This window comes from Candidatus Culexmicrobium sp., from assembly GCF_058356305.1.
Genome location: NZ_JBTVBB010000012.1, coordinates 1 through 18416, shown reverse-complemented (window position 1 = coordinate 18416; position 18416 = coordinate 1). Strand labels below are relative to the sequence as shown.

The window sequence follows — 18416 nt, the reverse complement described above, 5'->3', positions numbered from 1 at the left end:
GAGTGATTCGGCATGGAATCTGAAAAATTACAGAAAGTACTTTTATACGATCCCAAAAAATGTTCAGGTTGTTTGTATTGTATGATCGTTTGCTCCTACTCACATTTCCATGAAGTTTCACTTGAAAAAGCACATTTAGAAGTGATTCGAGACCCCTTCAACAAAAATGTTTTCATTAATACACATTGTGCACACTGTTACTATCCATATTGTGAAGCTGCTTGTCCTACGGATCCTAAGGCCATACATAAAAATGAAGAAACAGGTTTCGTATTAATAAACCAAAGTTTATGTATTGGATGTAAAAGCTGTAATTATGCATGTCCATTATCAATCCCACATTTTGATGATACTCTTAAAATAAGTGTTAAATGTGATGCATGTAATGGAGATTTTCTCTGTGCAAAGTATTGCAGTACTGGTGCATTAAAAGTAGTTACACGTGAAGAAGCATGGGAGATTGTTAAAAATGAGTGAAAAAGAAATCAGACTTTATCCTCTCAGAAAGAAGATTAAAGGGCTACCTCCAGCATTTAAATCACCTACACGTGGCATTATATTATATGGACACGTACCAAGGTTATCTAAATTTCTCCAAAGAGTCAGAGTTAAGCTAGGATTATCAGAGACTCCTCCCACTGCATACACAATTAAAAATGCTGTCGGAGAAATTCAAAAAATAATTAAGGACACCAGCCTTGATGTTAAGATTAATTGGGATTGGAAGAGAAAAAGAATGAGATACTAGGTGAAATATCTATGGTTAATTATTCATTATTTCTAGGCTGCTACATTCCTGCCATGCAACCCTTTGCTGAAGCTGCATTACGTAAAATCGCTCCAAAAATAAATATTAAATTAATTGACATTAGAGGGGCAACATGTTGTCCAGTTCCTGAAATTTCACGCCTTATTGATCATGATACATGGCTCATAATTGCAGCTAGAAACCTATCTCTTGCTGAGGAAATTGGAAGTGATATTTTAACTCTCTGTAATGGTTGTTGGGAAACTTTAACTGAAGCTAGGGAGGAACTACTCAGAGAGCAAAAGCTAAAAAGAAAAGTAAATGAACAATTAAAAACTTTAAATAAACAATTTAAAGGAAATATTAGGGTTAAACACCTTGTTCAATCGTTAATTGAAGATGTAGGATTAGACATAATAAAAGAAAACATTAAAATCGACTTAAGTAGTTTAAATGTCGCCATCCACCCTGGATGTAAATTATATAAGAGTGAAAACGAAAAATTTTTGCAATATTTTAGACAAATTGTAGAAGTAACAGGTGTAAATGTTGTTGAATATGAAATTGAAAGAATTTGTTGTGGTTACCCCTTAATGCTTGCTTCAGTTGATAGGGCAATTAATGAACGAAGTAAATGGAAGCTTGATGCTATGAAGAACAGTGAAGCTGATCTTGTTGTAGTTGTTTGTCCAGCATGTTACGATCAATTTGAGAAGGCTCAATTGACTCTTAAAGATGAAGGGTTTGAATATAATTTACCAGTGCTTCACTTATCTGAACTTTTAGCTTTAGCTTTCGGCTTAAAACCTGAAGACTTTGGTTTAAATCAACATGGTATAAGTTGTGAAGGTATAATTGAAAAATTAAGGGTGAAATAACTATGAAGTTTAAGCAAAAAATGGTGATTTATTCACCATGGGTTTATCATCTTCATGCAGGTGGGTGTAATGGATGCGATATTGAGCTTGTTGCAGTCTTAACTCCAAGATTTGATGTTGAAAGATTCGGGATTACCTTGGTCAGTTCACCTAGACATGCTGACATTTTAATTGTAACAGGCCCAGTACCAAAGCAAATTGCCCCCTTCCTTAAGAGAACATATGAACAAGTGCCTAACCCAAAGGTTGTAGTGGCAATTGGTGCATGTGCATGTTCTGGAGGAATTTTCAATGATGCTGAAGGAGAGGAAACTTATGCACATATAGGAGGTGTTGATAGTTTAATCCCTGTTGATGTATATGTTCCTGGATGCCCTCCTAAACCTGAAGCCATTATGGATGGAGTAGTGAAGGCAATAAAAATATTGGCTGAGAAGGTGAAATAAATGAAATATAGAAATCTACCTTTATCAGTTGCCTCTATAGTTCTTATTGTATCTTTAATCTTAACTTATGTTATAAGAAACCCATTTATATCGCTATTATTTTTCGAATTATTTATTACATCCACAGCTTACTTCCTATTAATATTTTCACTTCACTTCTTGAGACCTAAGAAAATAGATCCCGAAAGAATATTTCTGTCAGGCTTGGCTAAGCCACCATATTTACATCCTGATGAGGTATATGTGTTTAAATTGTTTAGAAAATCGAGGGGTAATGGGAATGAATGATTATTCAAGCTAATGGTGGTAATATAATGGTCAATGTAAAGCAAGTCCTTGGAAAATTGAAAAATATACTCTCCCCCGATTTTCAAGTTACTAGAGTTGATAGAAATGGTGGACATGTTTACATTGAAACATCTCCCCAAAAACTACTAGATGCTGCCAAATTCCTATTAAATATTGATGGACGTCTCATTCATGTCACCGCATCAGATTTAGGGTTTAAAGGGATAAAACTATTACATGTATACTCGTTTGACCACTTAATAAAGAATTTACATTTAATTCTTTATACTATTTTGCCTAGAGATAATCCAATTGCTCCATCAACAGCAAGTTTAACCTATCAATCAAACTGGGCTGAAAGGGAAACTATGGAGTTAATGGGTGTGAAATTCGAGGATCATCCCGATCCACGCCATATATTTCTTCCATTTGAATGGCCTGAACCAGTTGAGTCAAGTAAAGAGTGGAAATCAGTAAAGGTTAAAAAAAGCGTTGTTTTACCAATTGGACCCTATCATCCAGCTTTAATTGAGGGAGGATACTTCAAAATTAAAGTTGACGGTGAAGATGTTTTAGATGTTGACATAAAGGTTGGTTTTAACCATAGAGGTATAATGAGGTTAGCTGAAAGAAGAAGTTTTTGGAAAAATGTTTTCCTTGTAGGTAGAATTTGTGGTATCTGTAATATTTGCCATTCACTAGCCTACTTAAACGCAGTGGAAAATCTATTCAAAATTGATGTTCCAGACAGGGCTAAATATATCAGAACACTACTTGCAGAGTTAAACAGAGTTCATAGCCACTTTCTATGGTTAGGTGTTGCTGGAGAGTTAATTGGTTTTAAAACTCTTTTAATGTGGACTTGGAAAGCTCGTGAATTAGTTCAAGATTGCATTGAATTGATTACTGGGAATAGGGTTCATATGGATGCTGTAATAATTGGAGGAAGTAGAATCGACTTAACTGATGTGAAAATAAATAAAACTAAACAAAAGCTCTTAGCTTTTAAGTCACAAGCAAAGAATGTCATAGACATCGTTTATGATAACAGTTTAATTAGAAAAAGGACTGAAAATGTGGGTGTATTAAAGTTATCCGAAGCTAAAAATGCAGGTGCTGTAGGGCCTACAGCCAGAGCTAGCGATTGGAAAATCGATGTTAGAAAGGATAGCCCATATGATGCTTATGGTGATGAATATACTTCATGGGATATAGTCACAGATATGGGAAGCGATGTACTTGCAAGGGTTATTGTAAGATGTAAAGAAACTTTAGTTTCATTAGATATTTGCATGCAATGTCTAGATGCGTTGAAGCGAGTTCAGGGTCCCATTGTTTATAAAGAGCGTTTTGAAATTCCGGAGGGAGAGTCCATAGGCAAGTCGGAGGCTCCCAGGGGAGAACTTTTTTATTATATTTCCTCTGATGGGACTGTTAATCCGCATACAGTGCGTATCAGAACTCCAAGTTATAGGAATATAGCTGCACTAAAATATATGATACCAGGCTATACACTTGCAGATGTCCCGATTATAATTGGAAGTGTGGATCCATGCTTTTCATGTACGGATCGAGTTATAATTATTGATGAAAAACATGATAAAAAACAAGTTATGTCATATGATGTATTTTTAAGGAAGTATTTGAAGAGGAGATGATATTTATGGGACCTATACTCAAAGCATTGATAATCACCTTGATTGGTTTCATTTTAGGTATAATCCTAACCTTTGAAATACGTAAAGTTTTTGCAAGAGCTCAATATAGGCTTGGACCATTAACTAGCATACCCCCTGAACTTAAAGCATTACTTGGAACTACAAGAATTTTACAACCCCTATATGATGTCCTTAAACTGTTTTATAAGGAGACTATTATTCCACAAACTACAAGTAAAATCTTATTTATAATTTCTCCAGTAATTAGCCTTTTACTCTCGATATTCTCCCTATACTTTGTATCCTTTGGAGGTTTCTCAATATTTGCAGGCCGAGATCATAGCCTGACATGGTTAATTTACGTGTTAATAGCCATTACACTTTTTTGGCTGATAGGTTCAGCTTCTAGTTCTTCTCCATGGGCAATCATAGGTACAAGGAGAGAAGCTGAATTACTGTTTTCCATCGAATTTTCACTTCTAACCTCAGCATTTTCCATAGCAGTAATCTCAAATTCACTGTCAATTCAAGAAATTGTTTTTATACAAAGAGAATTATATCCATTTATATTCGTAAATCCAATTGCAGCCCTAACCTTTTTACTTGCAATTCTTGGCAAGTTACGCTTAAAACCCTTTGACATATCTGAAGCTGAAGTAGAAATAGTTGCAGGTCCATGCACTGAATATTCAGGCAAATTATTAGGCTTGATTTACCTTTCAAAATATTTCATGACAGTAACTTTAGTCGCGTTCTTTATAGACCTCTTCTTAGCTGGAGGACAATTCTCAAACTTTAAACTATTAAATATGATTTTCTTCCTGGCTCTAACTCTCATAGTGACCTTTATTCTCTCCTTAATACATGCTTTAATGCCTAGGTTCAAAATAGACTACGCCTTCAAATGGATCTTAACTAGAATGTGGCCTCTCTCAATTTTCTCCTTAATTCTCTCCTTTATTATTAAGAGTTTAGGGGTGATATAAATGTTGAAAGCTCTAAAGGAAGCGTTATCAGCATTATTTAATCCAGTAACAATTACCTATCCTGTTGGGAAGCCTGAAGAAAAATACAGCCAACTTCCTGAAGGATTGCGTGGAAAGCCACAGTTTGACGAGGAACGATGTATTGGGTGTGGAGCATGTGCAATTCAATGTACTACTGGAGCTGATATTTATCATGATGGAGATGTTATTAGAATTTTTGAAATAAAACTGTCAAAATGTGTTTTTTGTGGAAGATGTCAAGAAATATGTCCAGAGGATGCAATTAAATTAACTAATGAATTTGAATTAGCAAGTAGTATTAAAGATCAGCTTGTAGTACAGTTGGAGCTTTCATTACTTAAATGTAAAAATTGTGGAACACCAATTACAGCTGAAAGGCAATTAAACAAGATTGAAGAAAGAATTTTAGCTCAAATTAATCCAAAAATAATGGATATTGCTAAAGAAGATTTGTCAAAGTACATGCATTTATGCAAGAATTGTAGAAGAAAACTAAGTTATAAGTTAAATACACATACGAGAAAACATTATTTGTATTAAGCTAAAATTTGCAAGAGGTTTGAAGCATGAAGTTTAAAGCTGCATATAAAGCTACTAAGCTAATTAAAGTTGAACTCGATGTTGATGACAATAAGATAAGGAATATCCGTTTTACTGGAGACTTTTTCATGTATCCTGAAGAAGCAATTAGAAAGCTTGAAAATGAACTTGTAAATTTAGATTTAGAAGAAACAGTACTACTTGACACAATTGAAAAATTCTTTAAGCGTGAAAATGTAGTTACTCCTCTGATTGAACCAAAAGATTTTGTTAAGGCAATAATGAAGGCTATTGGTAGAGATTAATTATGATAAAGTATATCAGAGTTTCAATTGGAACCGCAGCTATTTTAGGTCTAGCTAAAGTTAAAATGTTGGCTAAACCTACAACAGCTTATTTAATGACATATTACTCTGGTAAATGTTTTGGTAATTGTAGCTTTTGTACACAAGCAAGGACAAGTCAAACTGATAATGATTATCTTTCAAGGATAATTTGGCCGAGATACTTATTTTCTAAGGTATTAGAATCTTTTGAGAAATCAAGTAGTTTTAAAAGAATTTGTGTTCAAACTCTAATATACCCTAACTATGTCGATGAAACGCTTGAAATAGTAAAGCAACTTAAGACTCGAGTAGATGCTCCAATTTCAGTATCTATCCATCCTGGAAATATAAATGATTTAATTAGACTGAAGGAAGTAGGGGTAGAGCGTATTGGAATTGGTATTGACACTGTAACTAAGGAATTATTCAGTCGAATAAAACCATCATTTTCATGGAAGAAAACATTAAAGTTAGTTGATGATGCTTTAAAAATTTTTGGGAAAAATAAAGTCTCAGTGCATTTAATTTATGGTTTAGGGGAGAGAGATGTGGAATTCATTAATTTTATGTTGCAACTTAATAGTAAAGGTGTACGAATAGGTCTCTTCACCTTTACTCCAATGGAAGGAACACTATTAGCAAATAAAAAACCACCAGTACAATCAAAGTATAGAGCTATTCAATTAGCACATTACCTAATAACTAAATATTCTGCATCAATGGAAAATTTCCAGTTTGATGAAAATGGCAATCTAATTCGAATAATGTTTCCAAGTAAAACACTTTTGAAGATAATAAAAGAAGGTAAACCCTTTATCACTAAGGGTTGTCCAAATTGTAATAGACCATTTTATAATGAATCTCCACGAAGACCGCTATACAATTATCCAACAATTGACATGGCTAGAAAAGACGCTCAAATTATCATGCAACAATTAGATAAATATCTTTCATGACCTTCAAACTCTAAAAAATTATAAATTAATATTCATTTTTAGCTTAATTGGTGATTAAATGAGCCGTTGGAGGCTAATTCGCTTAAATGAATTTGATGGCTATATGCAAATGGCAATTGATGAAGCTATGCTTATATTGCGATCTAAGAATAAAATACCTAATACGCTTCGCTTCTTCGTTTTTAAGCCCTCAGCTATAACTATAGGCTATTTTCAGTCATTAATCGAAGAAGTTAACTTAGATTTTTGTAAAAGAAATAGAATTTCAATTGTTAGAAGAATTACTGGGGGAGGCGCAGTATTTCATGATGAAAGAGGCGAAATAACCTATTCAATAGTAGTGAGTGAAAAGGATGCTCCAAGGGATATAATTAAAAGCTATGAATTATATTGTAAGGGTTTAGTTTTAGCATTAAGGAAATTTGGATTAAATGCTGAATTTAAACCGGTAAATGATGTATTAGTATTTAAAAAGAAGATTTCTGGATCAGCTCAAACTAGGAAGCGAGGTGTTGTTTTACAACATGGAACATTCATGTATGATACTGATATTGGTACTCTAGCAGTAGCTTTAAAGATAATTCCCGAAAAATTAAAAGATAAAGGTGTATCTAGACTTGAAGAAAGAGTAATCACTCTTTCAAAAGCACTTGGGAGAAAAGTCACTAGAAATGAAGTTCTTCAGGCATTAATTGAAGGATTTAGAGAGGCATTAAATGTTGAATTTATGGAGGATCAGTTAACTCAAGAAGAGATCGACCTTGCAAGAAAGCTTGTTGAGGAAAAATATTCACGTAATGAATGGAATTTCATGGTGTGATTTATGGTTAAAGCGTATAAACCTCTTCCTTTATTTCCATCAATTTCAATCACCGGAGAGTGGTGTGGTCTTAAATGTAAATATTGTGAAGGTAAGTTTCTAAGAGAAATGTATCCTGCTTTATCTCCAAAGAAGCTCTATGAATTATGTAGAAATCTAAAGAAACGATACAATATTGTTGGTTGTCTAATTAGTGGAGGCTTCACAAAGGATGGAGTACTCCCTATAAAACCATATTTGTCAGTCATAAAAGAAATAAAAAGGGATTTGGACTTAATAGTTAGTGTTCATGTAGGCTTGGCTAATGAGCAATATGCCAAACAACTAAGTTATGCTAAAGTCGATTTGGTTGACTTAAACATTTTAGATCCATTAACAATGAATAGCGTCATGAATTTAAATTTAACTTGGAATGACATAGAGAAAACTCTTAAATCCTTATATGAGTACGGTCCCCCATATATTGCTCCACATATTCTTATAGGAGCATATTACGGTAAAATAAAAGGTGAATATGAATTACTATCTTTAATTAGAGATTACTCTCCTTATGTAATTATACTACTAGTTTTGATGCAAGCAAAGAAAACTTCATTTCATTTCATAAATCTACCTTCAATAGATGATGTTATCTCAGTATTTGATTATGCAAAACGGAAAATTACCAGCGCAGAAATAGCATTAGGATGTATGAGGCCTAGAGGAGTTTACTCAGAGAAACTTGAATTAAAATTGTTAGGAGGACATCTTCTAGATAGAATAGTTATCCCATCAACGTTTAGGTCTAAATACTTTCCATTCTGCTGCTCTCTTCCGAATAATTTGGAAAGAACATTACTATATAAAATAGATAATAATGTTAACAATTAAAAATAAACAAATCTTTAAATCCAACATTAATTTGTTCTGCGAGAAACATTAGTAGATGCTTATACTTTGTTTCTTTAAGCTTACTTAACTCTTCACATGCATTGTTAATGTACTCATTTATTTTCTCCTTAATTTTCATCATAATTTCAGGTTTCCTAATTTCCCTAATTATCTCCTCTATAGTTTCTGTTGAAATGTCTTTTTCACCTTCTTCACAATTGGATAAAATTTTCCTAATTCCACTTGAACCATAATTATATAAATATATCAGAGGGTAGGTTACTCTTCCATTTCTTAAATCAACAAGTAGAATCTCCTTGTTAAGTGCATCTTCCAAATCATCTTTCAATTGATAAGCTATACCGTAGTTTTCACCATATCCTGATAATGCTTTAATTTCTAATTCACTTCCTCCTCCAACTATACTGCCACATTCAGCAGCTACTTTAAAGAGGATTGATGATTTAGGAATTATTTCCTTAAAATACGTTTTCTCGTCAATTGTAGTCAACTTCATGGTAGCATCCAATAATTCACCGCTACAAAGACTTAAAGCACCCTCTGATGCAATTTTTATTATTCTTGATTCATAGTCTGAAATTAAATTAATTGCAATGGCTATTAAAGCATCTCCAGTTACTATAGCATCACTTTCCGACCATTTCTCATGTAATGCAAGTTTTCCTCGCCTATATTTTGCTTGATCAATTATATCATCATGAATGAGTGATGCTGTATGAATTAATTCAATTGCCAATGCAAGCCTAATTGCATTGCTAATTTTTCCTCCAACACTTTTCGCACTTAACAATGTTATTAATGGTCTAAGTCTTTTTCCTTCACCTAATAATGCGTATTCTATGCGTGATCTTAAAAGAGAAAAAGGAATCATTGATATTAACTTAGATAAACTTTTCTCAATAATCTTTTTTAAGCTTAAAATATAATTTCTATAAAAGACTATATCGTCAATTTGTTTAGCTATTCTTTCACTCAACATGCTCACCCTTAATCTCAATCATAATTAGCTTGAATAGAATTTAAAGTTAATGAAAATACTTTAAACTAGTGGTTTAATTTTAACGTTAAAGTCAAATAGCTTTATACTTATTCTAATTTTGATCAACTCGAGCAACATATTTGGGAGGGTGAAATAAATGCAGAATGCCGGTTCAAGGTCTTTGAATGCTTGGTCAAAGCTTATTCGAGCTAATTTTCTTTTATTGGCATTTTTGTGTTCAATGGCAGGTATATTAGTTGCATACTATGAAGTTAGAAGCTTAAATTTCTTGAGTTCTTTTTTTACGATTATCGGTGCAATACTAATTCATATGGCAGTTAATGTGTTAAACAACTATTTTGACTATAAGTATGGTATAGATGCAGCTACAATTAAGACACCTTTTAGTGGTGGTGTTGATGTTCTAGTTAAAGGTTACATAAAGCCCTCACATGCATATTTATTGGGCGTCATTTGCTTAGTAATTTCAGCAAGTATCGGCCTCTACATAATTTTCTCTCACTTTTTATATAAGCCAACCTTAACACTTTTTATAGCTATTCTACTTTATGGGGGATTCTCAGTTTACTTTTACAACCCCTTAATATCAAAAATACCTGCCTTAAGTGAAATTGTAGCAGGAACTAACTTCGGTTTAATAGCTTTAGGTTCAGCTCTAATACAAATGGATTATATTAGTACTTTATCCTTAGGAGTTTTTATAATAATTAGCATTCTTGTTGGACTTCTACTCTTCTTGAATGAATTTCCCGATATTGAAGCCGACCTAATTGGCGGGAGAAGACACAGTGTCATACTTTTAGGTAGAGCTAAGGCAGCGAAACTTTATGTTTTAATGTTATTTTCAGTTTACATAACAACAATAATTTTAATTTTAGTTAAAGTATTCCCCTTAACTATGCTACTTATTTTCATCACTATTCCACTTGCTCTAAAAGCAAGTAGAATTACATTGAAACAATATGACAACTTAAAAGTATTAGTCAAAGCTCAAGCATTCAACACTTTAATAGTACTAATTAATATTGGTTTGATATCCACTGCTCTTATTCTAAGTTTTATATTTTGAAAAGAAATTTTAGCATGTACGCTATTTGGTAATGCATTAAGTATTTTAATTCATTTTACATATCTCTACTAGGTGGTAATTATGGCTCAACTGAGTACTGGATTAATAATTGCAGGAGCATACGCAGATAAAATTAGGAAAACACTTTTTGCTCAGCTAAGAAATGAAATTAGAAATGAAGAAGTAACTTCACAAGAAGTTGCTAGAGCAGCAGCTGAACTCAATCAAATCCTATATCGAATAATAGTCGATAAACTGAAGTCTAGTAAAGGTGATGTGATAAGAGCAAGAATACAATACGACCTTGAAAATGGACAAATAAAATGGAACTATGACACTTTACAATTAGAGTATTTCAAGAGAGTTCCAGATGAAGAAATAGCTAAAATTGTATCAGAAGCACTATCAACCTTAGAAGCGAAAGTTGAAGTAGAAGTTAGATACACCTCCGAAAAGATACTTACAACCTCCTATGGAGATCACATCTTTAACATTAAAATGGACGATGAAATTATTGGAGCACTTGTAGTAACTCCAGTAAATGAGGACATGGCTATAATTAGAGGGGCAGTCATAAAGCCAGACCCGATAATTGTTAAAAGAGGAAGAGTAAAAGTGACGGGAAAAACTATAGATGAAGTAATTACACAAAATCTTGAAAACATATTTAGGATGGGTGAACGCACTACGCTCGAAGAAGCTGAAAAAGTATTAAGGGACATTAAAGCAATAATTGAAAGTGAACAGTGAACTCTTTCTAATCTACCAATGCCTAGCATCTTAAACGTAATTAATTAAATTTTTAATTTTTATTCTAATCTATTAGATTTCTTCCAGTTATGATTACACTTTTAGGATCTATTTAATTATTTTTTAGATTAATTGTTATTTTTGTTCAATTTAATTTACAAACCAAGTAACGAATCAATTAGCAATATATTAGTTTTAGTTTTTCTATTATAAACTTCTTTACTAGAGGAGGTTCTCCTATAGGTACGATCTTGGGAATTATTGAGGGTTGCTAGATTTTTATCAAACATTGAAATCGATTTCTTTATTAGATGCGAAGATTTAATTAGAAGCTTGAAAGGTATTATTTAAAGTTAAATCTAAACTTACAATGTGTGAAGGTGCAGCTATGTGGACCATGTTATATTTATTGCGAAACAATCCTGAACGTATTAAATGGTCCCAAAAAAGACGGGGTTTAGATGTATCAATTGTTGATTTAGCAGTTGAATTAGACATGAAATGGAGAAAAGCAATAACAGAGTTAAATGAACTTAGAAGAAAACATAATATTGTATCTAGAGAAGTTGCTAGATTAACTGGTAAAGAAAGAGAAAGCAAAATAAACGAAGCAAGAGAACTCTTAAAGATAATTGAATTAAAGGAAAAGGAAGTTAAAAAAATTGATAGAGAAAGGAACAAAGTTTTATTAAGCATACCCAACATTGTCCATGAAAGTGTTCCCCTCGGTAAAGATGAAGAAAACAATGTTCCAATTAGATTCTTTGGAAAGCCCAGAGTGTGGAAGGGTTTTATAAGTCAATTTTTAGAGCAAACTAAAGGTTTCAGTGTTGAATATGAAGTAATTGACTGGCGTCCAATAGGCCATGCAGATATGCTCTCTTATTTAGGTTTAGGAGATACTCTTAAAGCGGGTAAAGTTGCAGGTTCAAGATTCTATTATCTCTTCGAAGACTTAGTTTGGCTTGATATAGCCCTGCTACTATATGCCATAGACTATATGACTAAGCAAGGTTTCAAGCTTGTACTACCACCCTATATGATGAGGAGAAAACCCTATGAAGGAGTTACTCCTTTAAGCGATTTTATAGATGCAATTTACAAAATTGAAGATGAAGACTTATACTTAATAGCTACAAGTGAGCATCCATTAGCTGCATTACATATGGATGAAACTATTAAAGCTGAAGACCTACCATTACTTTACGTTGGTATAAGTCCATGCTTTAGAAGGGAGGCTGGAGCACATGGCAAAGATACTAAGGGTATCTTTAGAGTTCATCAATTCCATAAAGTTGAACAATTTGTTTACTGTTTACCAGAAGATTCATGGAATTGGATTGAAAAATTAATTAGAAATGCTGAAGAAATGTGGTCTGGTTTAGGTATTCCATATAGAATAGTAGATATTTGTACAGGTGAGCTAAGTTCTGTAGTAGCTAAGCGTTATGATTTAGAAGCTTGGATGCCTGCTCAAGGAAAATATCGTGAAATGGTTTCATGTAGCAATTGTACTGATTGGCAAAGCTATCGATTAAACATTAGATTTCAACGGAAAGTAGAGAAGGGATTTGAAAAAGGATTTGTACATACTTTAAATTCAACAGCTATAGCTTCTACACGTGCAATCACAGCTATTTTAGAAAACTTCCAAGAGCCAGATGGAACTGTAATTATACCTAAAAGACTTAGACCTTACCTCGAAGTATTTGCTAAGGCTCCAAAAGAAGTTATAATACCGAGAAGAAAATAGTTAGGGGAGAGGGGGCTTAGGTTCAGTCTGGCCACGATCATCATAATCTCAGTTGTCTTCATCATCATCCCTAAGCCCTACTAAAAAGGTGTATTTGCTTTAGCATTTTTAGTTCATATGCAAGTTCATTCAAAATGACATTTTCATAATGATGAATTTTTACTGGAACTGCAAATTTAAATCCCGAGGGGGGAGAGACTATTAACGCTTCTCCTCTATCGAGAGTTTTTATTTCTTGTCCAGCATTATCTAAATGAGGGCTATAATTTATAATTAATTTATAATCAGGTTTAGTTGGCAGTGGTAAAATAATCTTAGTTAACTGTTGCCTAATTATAGGTTCATCAAGCTCTCCTGGCATTTGAGTTATACAGCATAAACCCACCCTATACTTTCTACCCCGCTTACTTATAACTGAGAAAATATTTTCTCTTTTTTCTCCTCCACCATAAAGTGCCTTTTTAGATAGATATCTATGTGCCTCCTCAACTACTATCAATGTAGTTGGGAGATTCTTCCATTTTTCAGGTGTAGTTTTTCTCATATTCTCATAAAATTTAAAGATCCTCCTGGCAAATAGAACTGTCATTAATTTTTCTTGGGCTTCAGATGCGCTTGGCATGTCTATTAAAACTACTTTACCTTTAACAATTTCTTCCAATACTGTTTTTATTAGGTTTGACTTACATGGATCTCTCTTAAAGATTTCATAGTTCCCTAAAATATATCTTAACTTTCTTTTTGTGACTAGTATGGTGATTTTCTGAGTTTTGCCTCTTAAATCTTCATATATCTGATTTGCATCTCTATATATTAAATAGTTTAGCCAATTCTCACCTCTTAATTTCCATGTCATCCATAATAATGACTCTTGAGGGGGGGTAAACTCACCTGTCTGAATAAAATCTTCTGGGTGAAGATCACCCCACCAAATTTCAAGTGGATAGGCTCTAATTCTTCTGGCCAATGTGACACCATTATACTTAAACTCATACTGTATTTTACATGGGAATCTCACCTTAGAAGTAACATAAAATAAGCCTCTTTCTGCATAAAAGCTATGAACTAGACCGAGATGGGATGGTTCACCTCCATCAAAATATTCACTTTCAGTATCAATAATCAATAGAGAGTAAAGTCCACCACTTCTCATAATATTCCAAGAAAGTATTTTTCCAAAATTGGTTTTTCCTCCACCTGTTATTGAGCAAACTAGAATGTGATGGGGAAAACTTTTTAGCCCGTTCAAAGAAACATGTTTCGAAGTTGCTCTATGACCACTTCTAAGAAAACCAATATCAATATCACCAGTATCTAAATTTAATTTCTCGAAATCCCAATCATTAAGATACTCAACATATGAAAATAAAGATGGAACAGACGTAGGTCCATAAACTAATTCGTCCTCGTCGATTTGAGCAACAATAGTAGCTAAAGCTACATCATAGCATCTAACAGGCTTATCCAGTAATTCAACATCCTCCCCCTTTTCCTTTTTAAAAGAGATTCTCGCTACTTCAGCGGGAGACAGAAGAGCTTCAGGTTTAAAATCAAAAACTCTAATAATGAAGTTAAGATTTCCGTCAACAACTTTAAGCAACTGACCCCTTTCAACTCTCATCCCACTATAAACTCTGAAATGTACAACATTATTTTCAACCCATATAACCACTCCAACTTTATTTAACTCGCCCATAATTTCTCCTCCCTAAAACTCGTAGACCTCAAGTTAGCAATAAAACGCTCCTTTAAACCTGCCTCTTCCAATTTTTCAAGGAATAGTAGGCGGAGATAGGTTAACTCCTGTTTACCAATTTTTGCTTCTTCATGAGAACTCCTAGGCGGATAAGGGTAACCAGGTATTGCCGGATCTTGTAGATAGGCAATCTCACCGAGAATTTCATCTAAAATTTCACGATTAACCATCTCTCTTTTATTGATATCAACTCTAAATACATGATCTGAATCTGCTGAAAACTTTACAATTGTTATAACACCTAAATACCATTTAGGATACTGTCTTCTTCGAAAAATTGGATAATAATACCAGGGAAAATCAATGAGGAAATGTCTACTTTTATGAAGCAAATAACCAAGTAAACTTTCACCAGTATTCAACTCTAACTGGGAGCTCTTACTTATCCCAACTAACCTAACACCCTTTAAATTTAACTTCTCGCATAATTTATCTAAAATCTTCCGAGTACTTTCCTTATAGGCTGGAACAGCCATCAATGCTCTATCAAGTATACAATAATCTCCCCTTGATAGCTTAGATGAAGCATTTAATACAGTTTCAATTTCAACATTAAACAAAAATTCCATAGCTTCAAGTTTACTTTTAACCATTTTAACACGTAAAACAGGCTTCATCTCAAAAAATCTACTCCTCCCCCTCCAAATCAAACAAGAGACCTTAGCTAATACAATCTGAAAAGTCCCACAGTCAAACAATGTCTTAAGTGAAGCATCAACAGATAAAACATTCTTTCTATGTTCTATAATTGTAAGTTTATGGAAATTTTCCTCTCTAATAGATATGCCACGTATAACTCTACCTCTCACCTTGAGCATTGGATATGGATTTGTAATTAATTCGCCAGTTAAAGTCCATTGTGGACTCTCAATTTTACCCTTAAACACAGTTTTCAATCTTGAAACTATATTCTCAAAGTCGTCTATTAGTATTTTCATCTTACTCGCCCGTGGCCAGCTACATAAAAATATTAAAGTAATAAAAATATTTTAATTTCACTTTAGAAACAATTTGAAACAAACAAAAATAAATTTAAGATACAATTCAATAATTGAAGATACCTTGAGACATTAACTGTACGGTATCATATTGAATGGTTACAGTAACAAAAAATTGATACTATCATACACCTCAACATTTGTTCTTCAATAAAATTTATGATATAGAAGCCATTAGAAAAGAGAATTATTTTAGTGATACAGTATCTCATTGCAAATAGCCAATTAAAGGCATACTGTTATAGTAACATTTTTCTGTTACTGTATCAAAAGCTATATAACTAGAACAGTACCCAAATATTGTTAGAGAATACGGTGACTTTCATGGTTGTATTAATGTGCTTTGTAGGACATGACTACCAGAGAATTCTGGATGGTGTAAATTACTGGAGAATGCAAGAGCCCATAGAAGCAATATACTTGTTCTATGACAAAAAGCGTGATCCATATGGATATGCTTCAAAAAGAAATGCTAGAGACCTTGAAAAAGCTCTAACTTTCGCTGGCTCAAAACCAAGGGTTATTGGAATAAATCCTCAAGATTATGAGGATGTATTCTCATCATTCTACAAGGCTTTAAAAAGAGAAGTTATTGACAATGGTAGAAAAGTACTAATAGACGCTACTTCAACTACAAAGGAAGCATATGGTGCAGCTGTAACTGTAAGCTTAATGTTCCCAAATGTAGGTATATACATTGTACCTCCAGCTGAAAGAGGCTGGTATATCCCACAACCAGGAACACCTGAATATGAAGAATGGTTTAAACGTGTGAGAATGAGACGAGGTACAACTCCACAACAAATATTCCTACCTGGAAATAGACTCGAACATCCATCACTTGATGAAATGAAAATTTTACTTGCCCTCATAGAGCATGGAGGAAAAGCTGAATCAATAAAATCTGTAATTAAATGGTGTGGAGACAATCCATCTAATCCAGCCGTGAAAAATAGGTATAGCAGGCTAATTTCAAAGTTAATATCAAAGGGTTTCATTACTCAAAAACCATCAACTAGAACAAAAAGAATAAAGTTGACAGGTTTTGGTAAAGTATTTGCAAAAGCATTAAAGCTTATAGCGACAAGCCCTCCACCTAAAAAGGAGGTAAAAACAATATTTTATCATGACTTAAACTATGAGTATAATGGATTTGATGAAACCATAACTTCAAGAGAAGCTCTAAGGGAAAGTTCATTGAAAGAAATGTATGGAAAAATAGTTAATTCAAGACAATTTAATACTATAGCTACACGAAATGTGATTCAAACACATTCAATAGATAAATTTGCAAATCTACTATCAAGATTAGCAAGAGAATTTAAAGAGTTAGAATAATAGAAAATAACTTACTTAACTCTTTAATTCCAACATTATGTCAGGCCTATTGGTTACAATTCCATTTGCTCCATTCTTTTTCAACATCCTAGCTACATATAAATCATCAACAGTCCATGGAATTACCATTAATTTCAATCTCATAGCAAAGGCTATAGCTTTCTTAGTGGCAAGCCTGTAGAATGGAAGGACAGCCTTAGCTCCAAGCCTCTTCGCACCAACAATACCGTCAACAGGCTTAATGTAGATTAATCCTACATAAGCTTTAGAATTAAATTCTAAAATCCTCTTTAAATGCTCAATTTTAAATGAAGTAAAAATAACTGAATTCCATAAATTCCTTGCTTCAACCTCCATTAAACTAGGCATTACAGCTTCATCAACCTTAATTTCAATAAAAATATCAATTCTATTTCCAACTAAATCTAAAACTTCACTCAGAAGAGGTATTCTCTCACCCTTCCCAGCATCAAGCCTTCTCAATTCATCAAGACTAAACTGATTGACAAGTCCACTTCCATCAGTCATCCTATCCACTGTCTCATCATGAATAACAACTGGATGACCATCACGTGTAACTCTCACATCAACTTCAACTGCATCGCTTCCAATCTCAATAGCACGCCTAACAGCCCTCAACGTATTCTCAGGCTCATAAGCACTTGCACCTCTATGAGCAACAACAAAAAACCTACTTCTAAGATCATCAATCATAACTATCAGAATTAACTTAAAGGTTCGCCTATTTAAAAATTTTAAAATTATGTTTACAATCCTAATTTCAATTTTTAATATTTTTACAATTTTTCGAAAAATATATATATGAGGATGTGGATTTTATTCTCGAGGTCGTTTATGTCCACTAAAAATGTTTTGGCAAAAATAAGACCTCTAATATTTGTTGCACTTATGGTAACTGTCCTAATCGGGTCAGTGCAAATTATTGCAGTAGAATTAGATTCTATCCATCTAAGTGTAACTGTGGTCAGAAACGACAAAGTCATTCCTAACGCCAAAGTATACGTATTTGCAGTTATGCCAAACGGAACACGTTTCATAACTAAAATATCAACTGGACCAAAGGGAGTTGCGGGAGCAACTCTTTCAATAAGAAAAATAATAAAACCAATGTATGATTGGAATAGAAAAGAGAGAAGAAGCTTTACATTGCATCCCGGTTTATATATAACTGCG

Annotated in this window: 21 protein-coding genes; 17 read left to right on the top strand and 4 right to left on the bottom strand. The window is 33.3% G+C overall.

Annotated features, from left to right (window positions below; all coding sequences use genetic code 11):
* Positions 1–12 precede the first annotated feature (12 nt).
* The 12 genes from ACW8TM_RS02455 to ACW8TM_RS02400 are packed head-to-tail and all read left to right on the top strand — an operon-like array spanning position 13 to position 8537.
* Positions 13–477 carry a 4Fe-4S dicluster domain-containing protein gene (locus ACW8TM_RS02455; RefSeq protein ID WP_491531693.1) on the top strand — a complete coding sequence of 155 codons (465 nt, stop codon included), beginning with the start codon at positions 13–15 and terminating at the stop codon, positions 475–477.
* Entirely contained in the window at positions 470–748 is a 279-nt protein-coding gene (locus ACW8TM_RS02450) for a hypothetical protein (RefSeq protein ID WP_491531692.1), read from the top strand. Before ACW8TM_RS02455 ends, ACW8TM_RS02450 begins: the two co-directional genes overlap by 8 nt.
* 11 nt (positions 749–759) lie before the next feature.
* Entirely contained in the window at positions 760–1626 is an 867-nt protein-coding gene (locus tag ACW8TM_RS02445; protein ID WP_491531691.1) for a CoB--CoM heterodisulfide reductase iron-sulfur subunit B family protein, read from the top strand.
* Positions 1627–1628: 2 nt separating this feature from the next.
* Complete coding sequence (locus ACW8TM_RS02440) at positions 1629–2072, top strand: NADH-quinone oxidoreductase subunit B family protein (protein WP_491531690.1); 444 nt, start codon at positions 1629–1631, stop codon at positions 2070–2072.
* Complete coding sequence (locus ACW8TM_RS02435) at positions 2073–2360, top strand: hypothetical protein (protein ID WP_491531689.1); 288 nt, start codon at positions 2073–2075, stop codon at positions 2358–2360.
* Positions 2361–2386: 26 nt separating this feature from the next.
* Positions 2387–4018: a hydrogenase large subunit gene (locus ACW8TM_RS02430; RefSeq protein WP_491531688.1), complete on the top strand. Its 1632-nt coding sequence runs from the start codon at positions 2387–2389 to the stop codon at positions 4016–4018.
* A 5-nt stretch (positions 4019–4023) separates the two neighbouring features.
* Entirely contained in the window at positions 4024–5004 is a 981-nt protein-coding gene (locus ACW8TM_RS02425) for a complex I subunit 1 family protein (RefSeq protein ID WP_491531687.1), read from the top strand.
* Positions 5005–5565 (top strand): 4Fe-4S binding protein, encoded by a 561-nt coding sequence (locus ACW8TM_RS02420; RefSeq protein WP_491531686.1) that lies wholly within the window; start codon positions 5005–5007, stop codon positions 5563–5565.
* Between the two features lie 26 nt (positions 5566–5591).
* Positions 5592–5870, top strand: coding sequence for a lipoate-protein ligase small subunit (gene lplB / locus ACW8TM_RS02415; RefSeq protein WP_491531685.1), 279 nt, complete (start codon positions 5592–5594; stop codon positions 5868–5870).
* A gap of 2 nt (positions 5871–5872) precedes the next feature.
* The gene (lipS2, locus tag ACW8TM_RS02410) at positions 5873–6847 is read left to right on the top strand and encodes a LipS2 family lipoyl synthase (protein WP_491531684.1); all 975 of its coding nucleotides are present in this window, start codon (positions 5873–5875) and stop codon (positions 6845–6847) included.
* Positions 6848–6905: 58 nt separating this feature from the next.
* Positions 6906–7667 (top strand): lipoate--protein ligase family protein, encoded by a 762-nt coding sequence (locus ACW8TM_RS02405; protein WP_491531683.1) that lies wholly within the window; start codon positions 6906–6908, stop codon positions 7665–7667.
* Between the two features lie 3 nt (positions 7668–7670).
* Positions 7671–8537, top strand: a complete 867-nt coding sequence (locus ACW8TM_RS02400; protein WP_491531682.1) for a radical SAM protein — start codon at positions 7671–7673, stop codon at positions 8535–8537.
* Here the strand turns inward: ACW8TM_RS02400 and ACW8TM_RS02395 are convergent.
* Complete coding sequence (locus ACW8TM_RS02395) at positions 8527–9534, bottom strand: polyprenyl synthetase family protein (protein WP_491531681.1); 1008 nt, start codon at positions 9532–9534, stop codon at positions 8527–8529. The two genes, ACW8TM_RS02400 and ACW8TM_RS02395, sit on opposite strands and share 11 nt — an antisense overlap.
* 160 nt (positions 9535–9694) lie before the next feature.
* Between ACW8TM_RS02395 and ACW8TM_RS02390 the strand changes: the two genes are divergently transcribed.
* The 3 genes from ACW8TM_RS02390 (at position 9695) to serS (ending at position 13130) form a co-directional block, all read left to right on the top strand.
* Positions 9695–10627, top strand: a complete 933-nt coding sequence (locus ACW8TM_RS02390) for a prenyltransferase (protein WP_491531680.1) — start codon at positions 9695–9697, stop codon at positions 10625–10627.
* Positions 10628–10708: 81 nt separating this feature from the next.
* The gene (locus tag ACW8TM_RS02385) at positions 10709–11377 is read left to right on the top strand and encodes a DUF2258 domain-containing protein (RefSeq protein WP_491531679.1); all 669 of its coding nucleotides are present in this window, start codon (positions 10709–10711) and stop codon (positions 11375–11377) included.
* A gap of 388 nt (positions 11378–11765) precedes the next feature.
* Positions 11766–13130, top strand: a complete 1365-nt coding sequence (serS, locus tag ACW8TM_RS02380; RefSeq protein WP_491531678.1) for a serine--tRNA ligase — start codon at positions 11766–11768, stop codon at positions 13128–13130.
* A gap of 70 nt (positions 13131–13200) precedes the next feature.
* Here serS and ACW8TM_RS02375 read toward each other — a convergent pair whose 3' ends face one another.
* On the bottom strand, positions 13201–14826 hold the full coding sequence (locus ACW8TM_RS02375) for an ATP-binding protein (protein WP_491531677.1): 1626 nt from the start codon (positions 14824–14826) through the stop codon (positions 13201–13203).
* Positions 14814–15824, bottom strand: a complete 1011-nt coding sequence (locus ACW8TM_RS02370; RefSeq protein WP_491531676.1) for a DNA double-strand break repair nuclease NurA — start codon at positions 15822–15824, stop codon at positions 14814–14816. The genes ACW8TM_RS02375 and ACW8TM_RS02370 overlap by 13 nt, the downstream gene beginning before the upstream one ends.
* Positions 15825–16208: 384 nt before the next feature.
* Here ACW8TM_RS02370 and ACW8TM_RS02365 point away from each other — a divergent pair, with 384 nt between their 5' ends.
* Positions 16209–17222 (top strand): hypothetical protein, encoded by a 1014-nt coding sequence (locus ACW8TM_RS02365; RefSeq protein WP_491531675.1) that lies wholly within the window; start codon positions 16209–16211, stop codon positions 17220–17222.
* Positions 17223–17237: 15 nt separating this feature from the next.
* On the opposite strand, the gene ACW8TM_RS02360 is transcribed toward ACW8TM_RS02365, so the two are convergent.
* Positions 17238–17936, bottom strand: a complete 699-nt coding sequence (locus ACW8TM_RS02360) for a glycerophosphodiester phosphodiesterase (RefSeq protein WP_491531674.1) — start codon at positions 17934–17936, stop codon at positions 17238–17240.
* 141 nt (positions 17937–18077) lie between these two features.
* On the opposite strand from ACW8TM_RS02360, the gene ACW8TM_RS02355 reads away from it, so the two are divergent.
* Positions 18078–18416, top strand: a 339-nt coding sequence (locus ACW8TM_RS02355) for a hypothetical protein (RefSeq protein ID WP_491531673.1), incomplete at its 3' end; no start/stop codon positions are given.

What these genes read in the sequence shown, in the direction of transcription:
- ACW8TM_RS02455 (WP_491531693.1), top strand. Translation starts at nt 13, where the DNA reads ATGGAATCTGAAAAATTACAGAAAGTACTTTTATACGATCCCAAAAAA.
- ACW8TM_RS02450 (WP_491531692.1), top strand. Translation starts at nt 470, where the DNA reads ATGAGTGAAAAAGAAATCAGACTTTATCCTCTCAGAAAGAAGATTAAA.
- ACW8TM_RS02445 (WP_491531691.1), top strand. Translation starts at nt 760, where the DNA reads ATGGTTAATTATTCATTATTTCTAGGCTGCTACATTCCTGCCATGCAA.
- ACW8TM_RS02440 (WP_491531690.1), top strand. Translation starts at nt 1,629, where the DNA reads ATGAAGTTTAAGCAAAAAATGGTGATTTATTCACCATGGGTTTATCAT.
- ACW8TM_RS02435 (WP_491531689.1), top strand. Translation starts at nt 2,073, where the DNA reads ATGAAATATAGAAATCTACCTTTATCAGTTGCCTCTATAGTTCTTATT.
- ACW8TM_RS02430 (WP_491531688.1), top strand. Translation starts at nt 2,387, where the DNA reads ATGGTCAATGTAAAGCAAGTCCTTGGAAAATTGAAAAATATACTCTCC.
- ACW8TM_RS02425 (WP_491531687.1), top strand. Translation starts at nt 4,024, where the DNA reads ATGGGACCTATACTCAAAGCATTGATAATCACCTTGATTGGTTTCATT.
- ACW8TM_RS02420 (WP_491531686.1), top strand. Translation starts at nt 5,005, where the DNA reads ATGTTGAAAGCTCTAAAGGAAGCGTTATCAGCATTATTTAATCCAGTA.
- lplB (WP_491531685.1), top strand. Translation starts at nt 5,592, where the DNA reads ATGAAGTTTAAAGCTGCATATAAAGCTACTAAGCTAATTAAAGTTGAA.
- lipS2 (WP_491531684.1), top strand. Translation starts at nt 5,873, where the DNA reads ATGATAAAGTATATCAGAGTTTCAATTGGAACCGCAGCTATTTTAGGT.
- ACW8TM_RS02405 (WP_491531683.1), top strand. Translation starts at nt 6,906, where the DNA reads ATGAGCCGTTGGAGGCTAATTCGCTTAAATGAATTTGATGGCTATATG.
- ACW8TM_RS02400 (WP_491531682.1), top strand. Translation starts at nt 7,671, where the DNA reads ATGGTTAAAGCGTATAAACCTCTTCCTTTATTTCCATCAATTTCAATC.
- ACW8TM_RS02390 (WP_491531680.1), top strand. Translation starts at nt 9,695, where the DNA reads ATGCAGAATGCCGGTTCAAGGTCTTTGAATGCTTGGTCAAAGCTTATT.
- ACW8TM_RS02385 (WP_491531679.1), top strand. Translation starts at nt 10,709, where the DNA reads ATGGCTCAACTGAGTACTGGATTAATAATTGCAGGAGCATACGCAGAT.
- serS (WP_491531678.1), top strand. Translation starts at nt 11,766, where the DNA reads ATGTGGACCATGTTATATTTATTGCGAAACAATCCTGAACGTATTAAA.
- ACW8TM_RS02375 (WP_491531677.1), bottom strand. Translation starts at nt 14,826, where the DNA reads ATGGGCGAGTTAAATAAAGTTGGAGTGGTTATATGGGTTGAAAATAAT.
- ACW8TM_RS02370 (WP_491531676.1), bottom strand. Translation starts at nt 15,824, where the DNA reads ATGAAAATACTAATAGACGACTTTGAGAATATAGTTTCAAGATTGAAA.
- ACW8TM_RS02365 (WP_491531675.1), top strand. Translation starts at nt 16,209, where the DNA reads ATGGTTGTATTAATGTGCTTTGTAGGACATGACTACCAGAGAATTCTG.
- ACW8TM_RS02360 (WP_491531674.1), bottom strand. Translation starts at nt 17,936, where the DNA reads ATGATTGATGATCTTAGAAGTAGGTTTTTTGTTGTTGCTCATAGAGGT.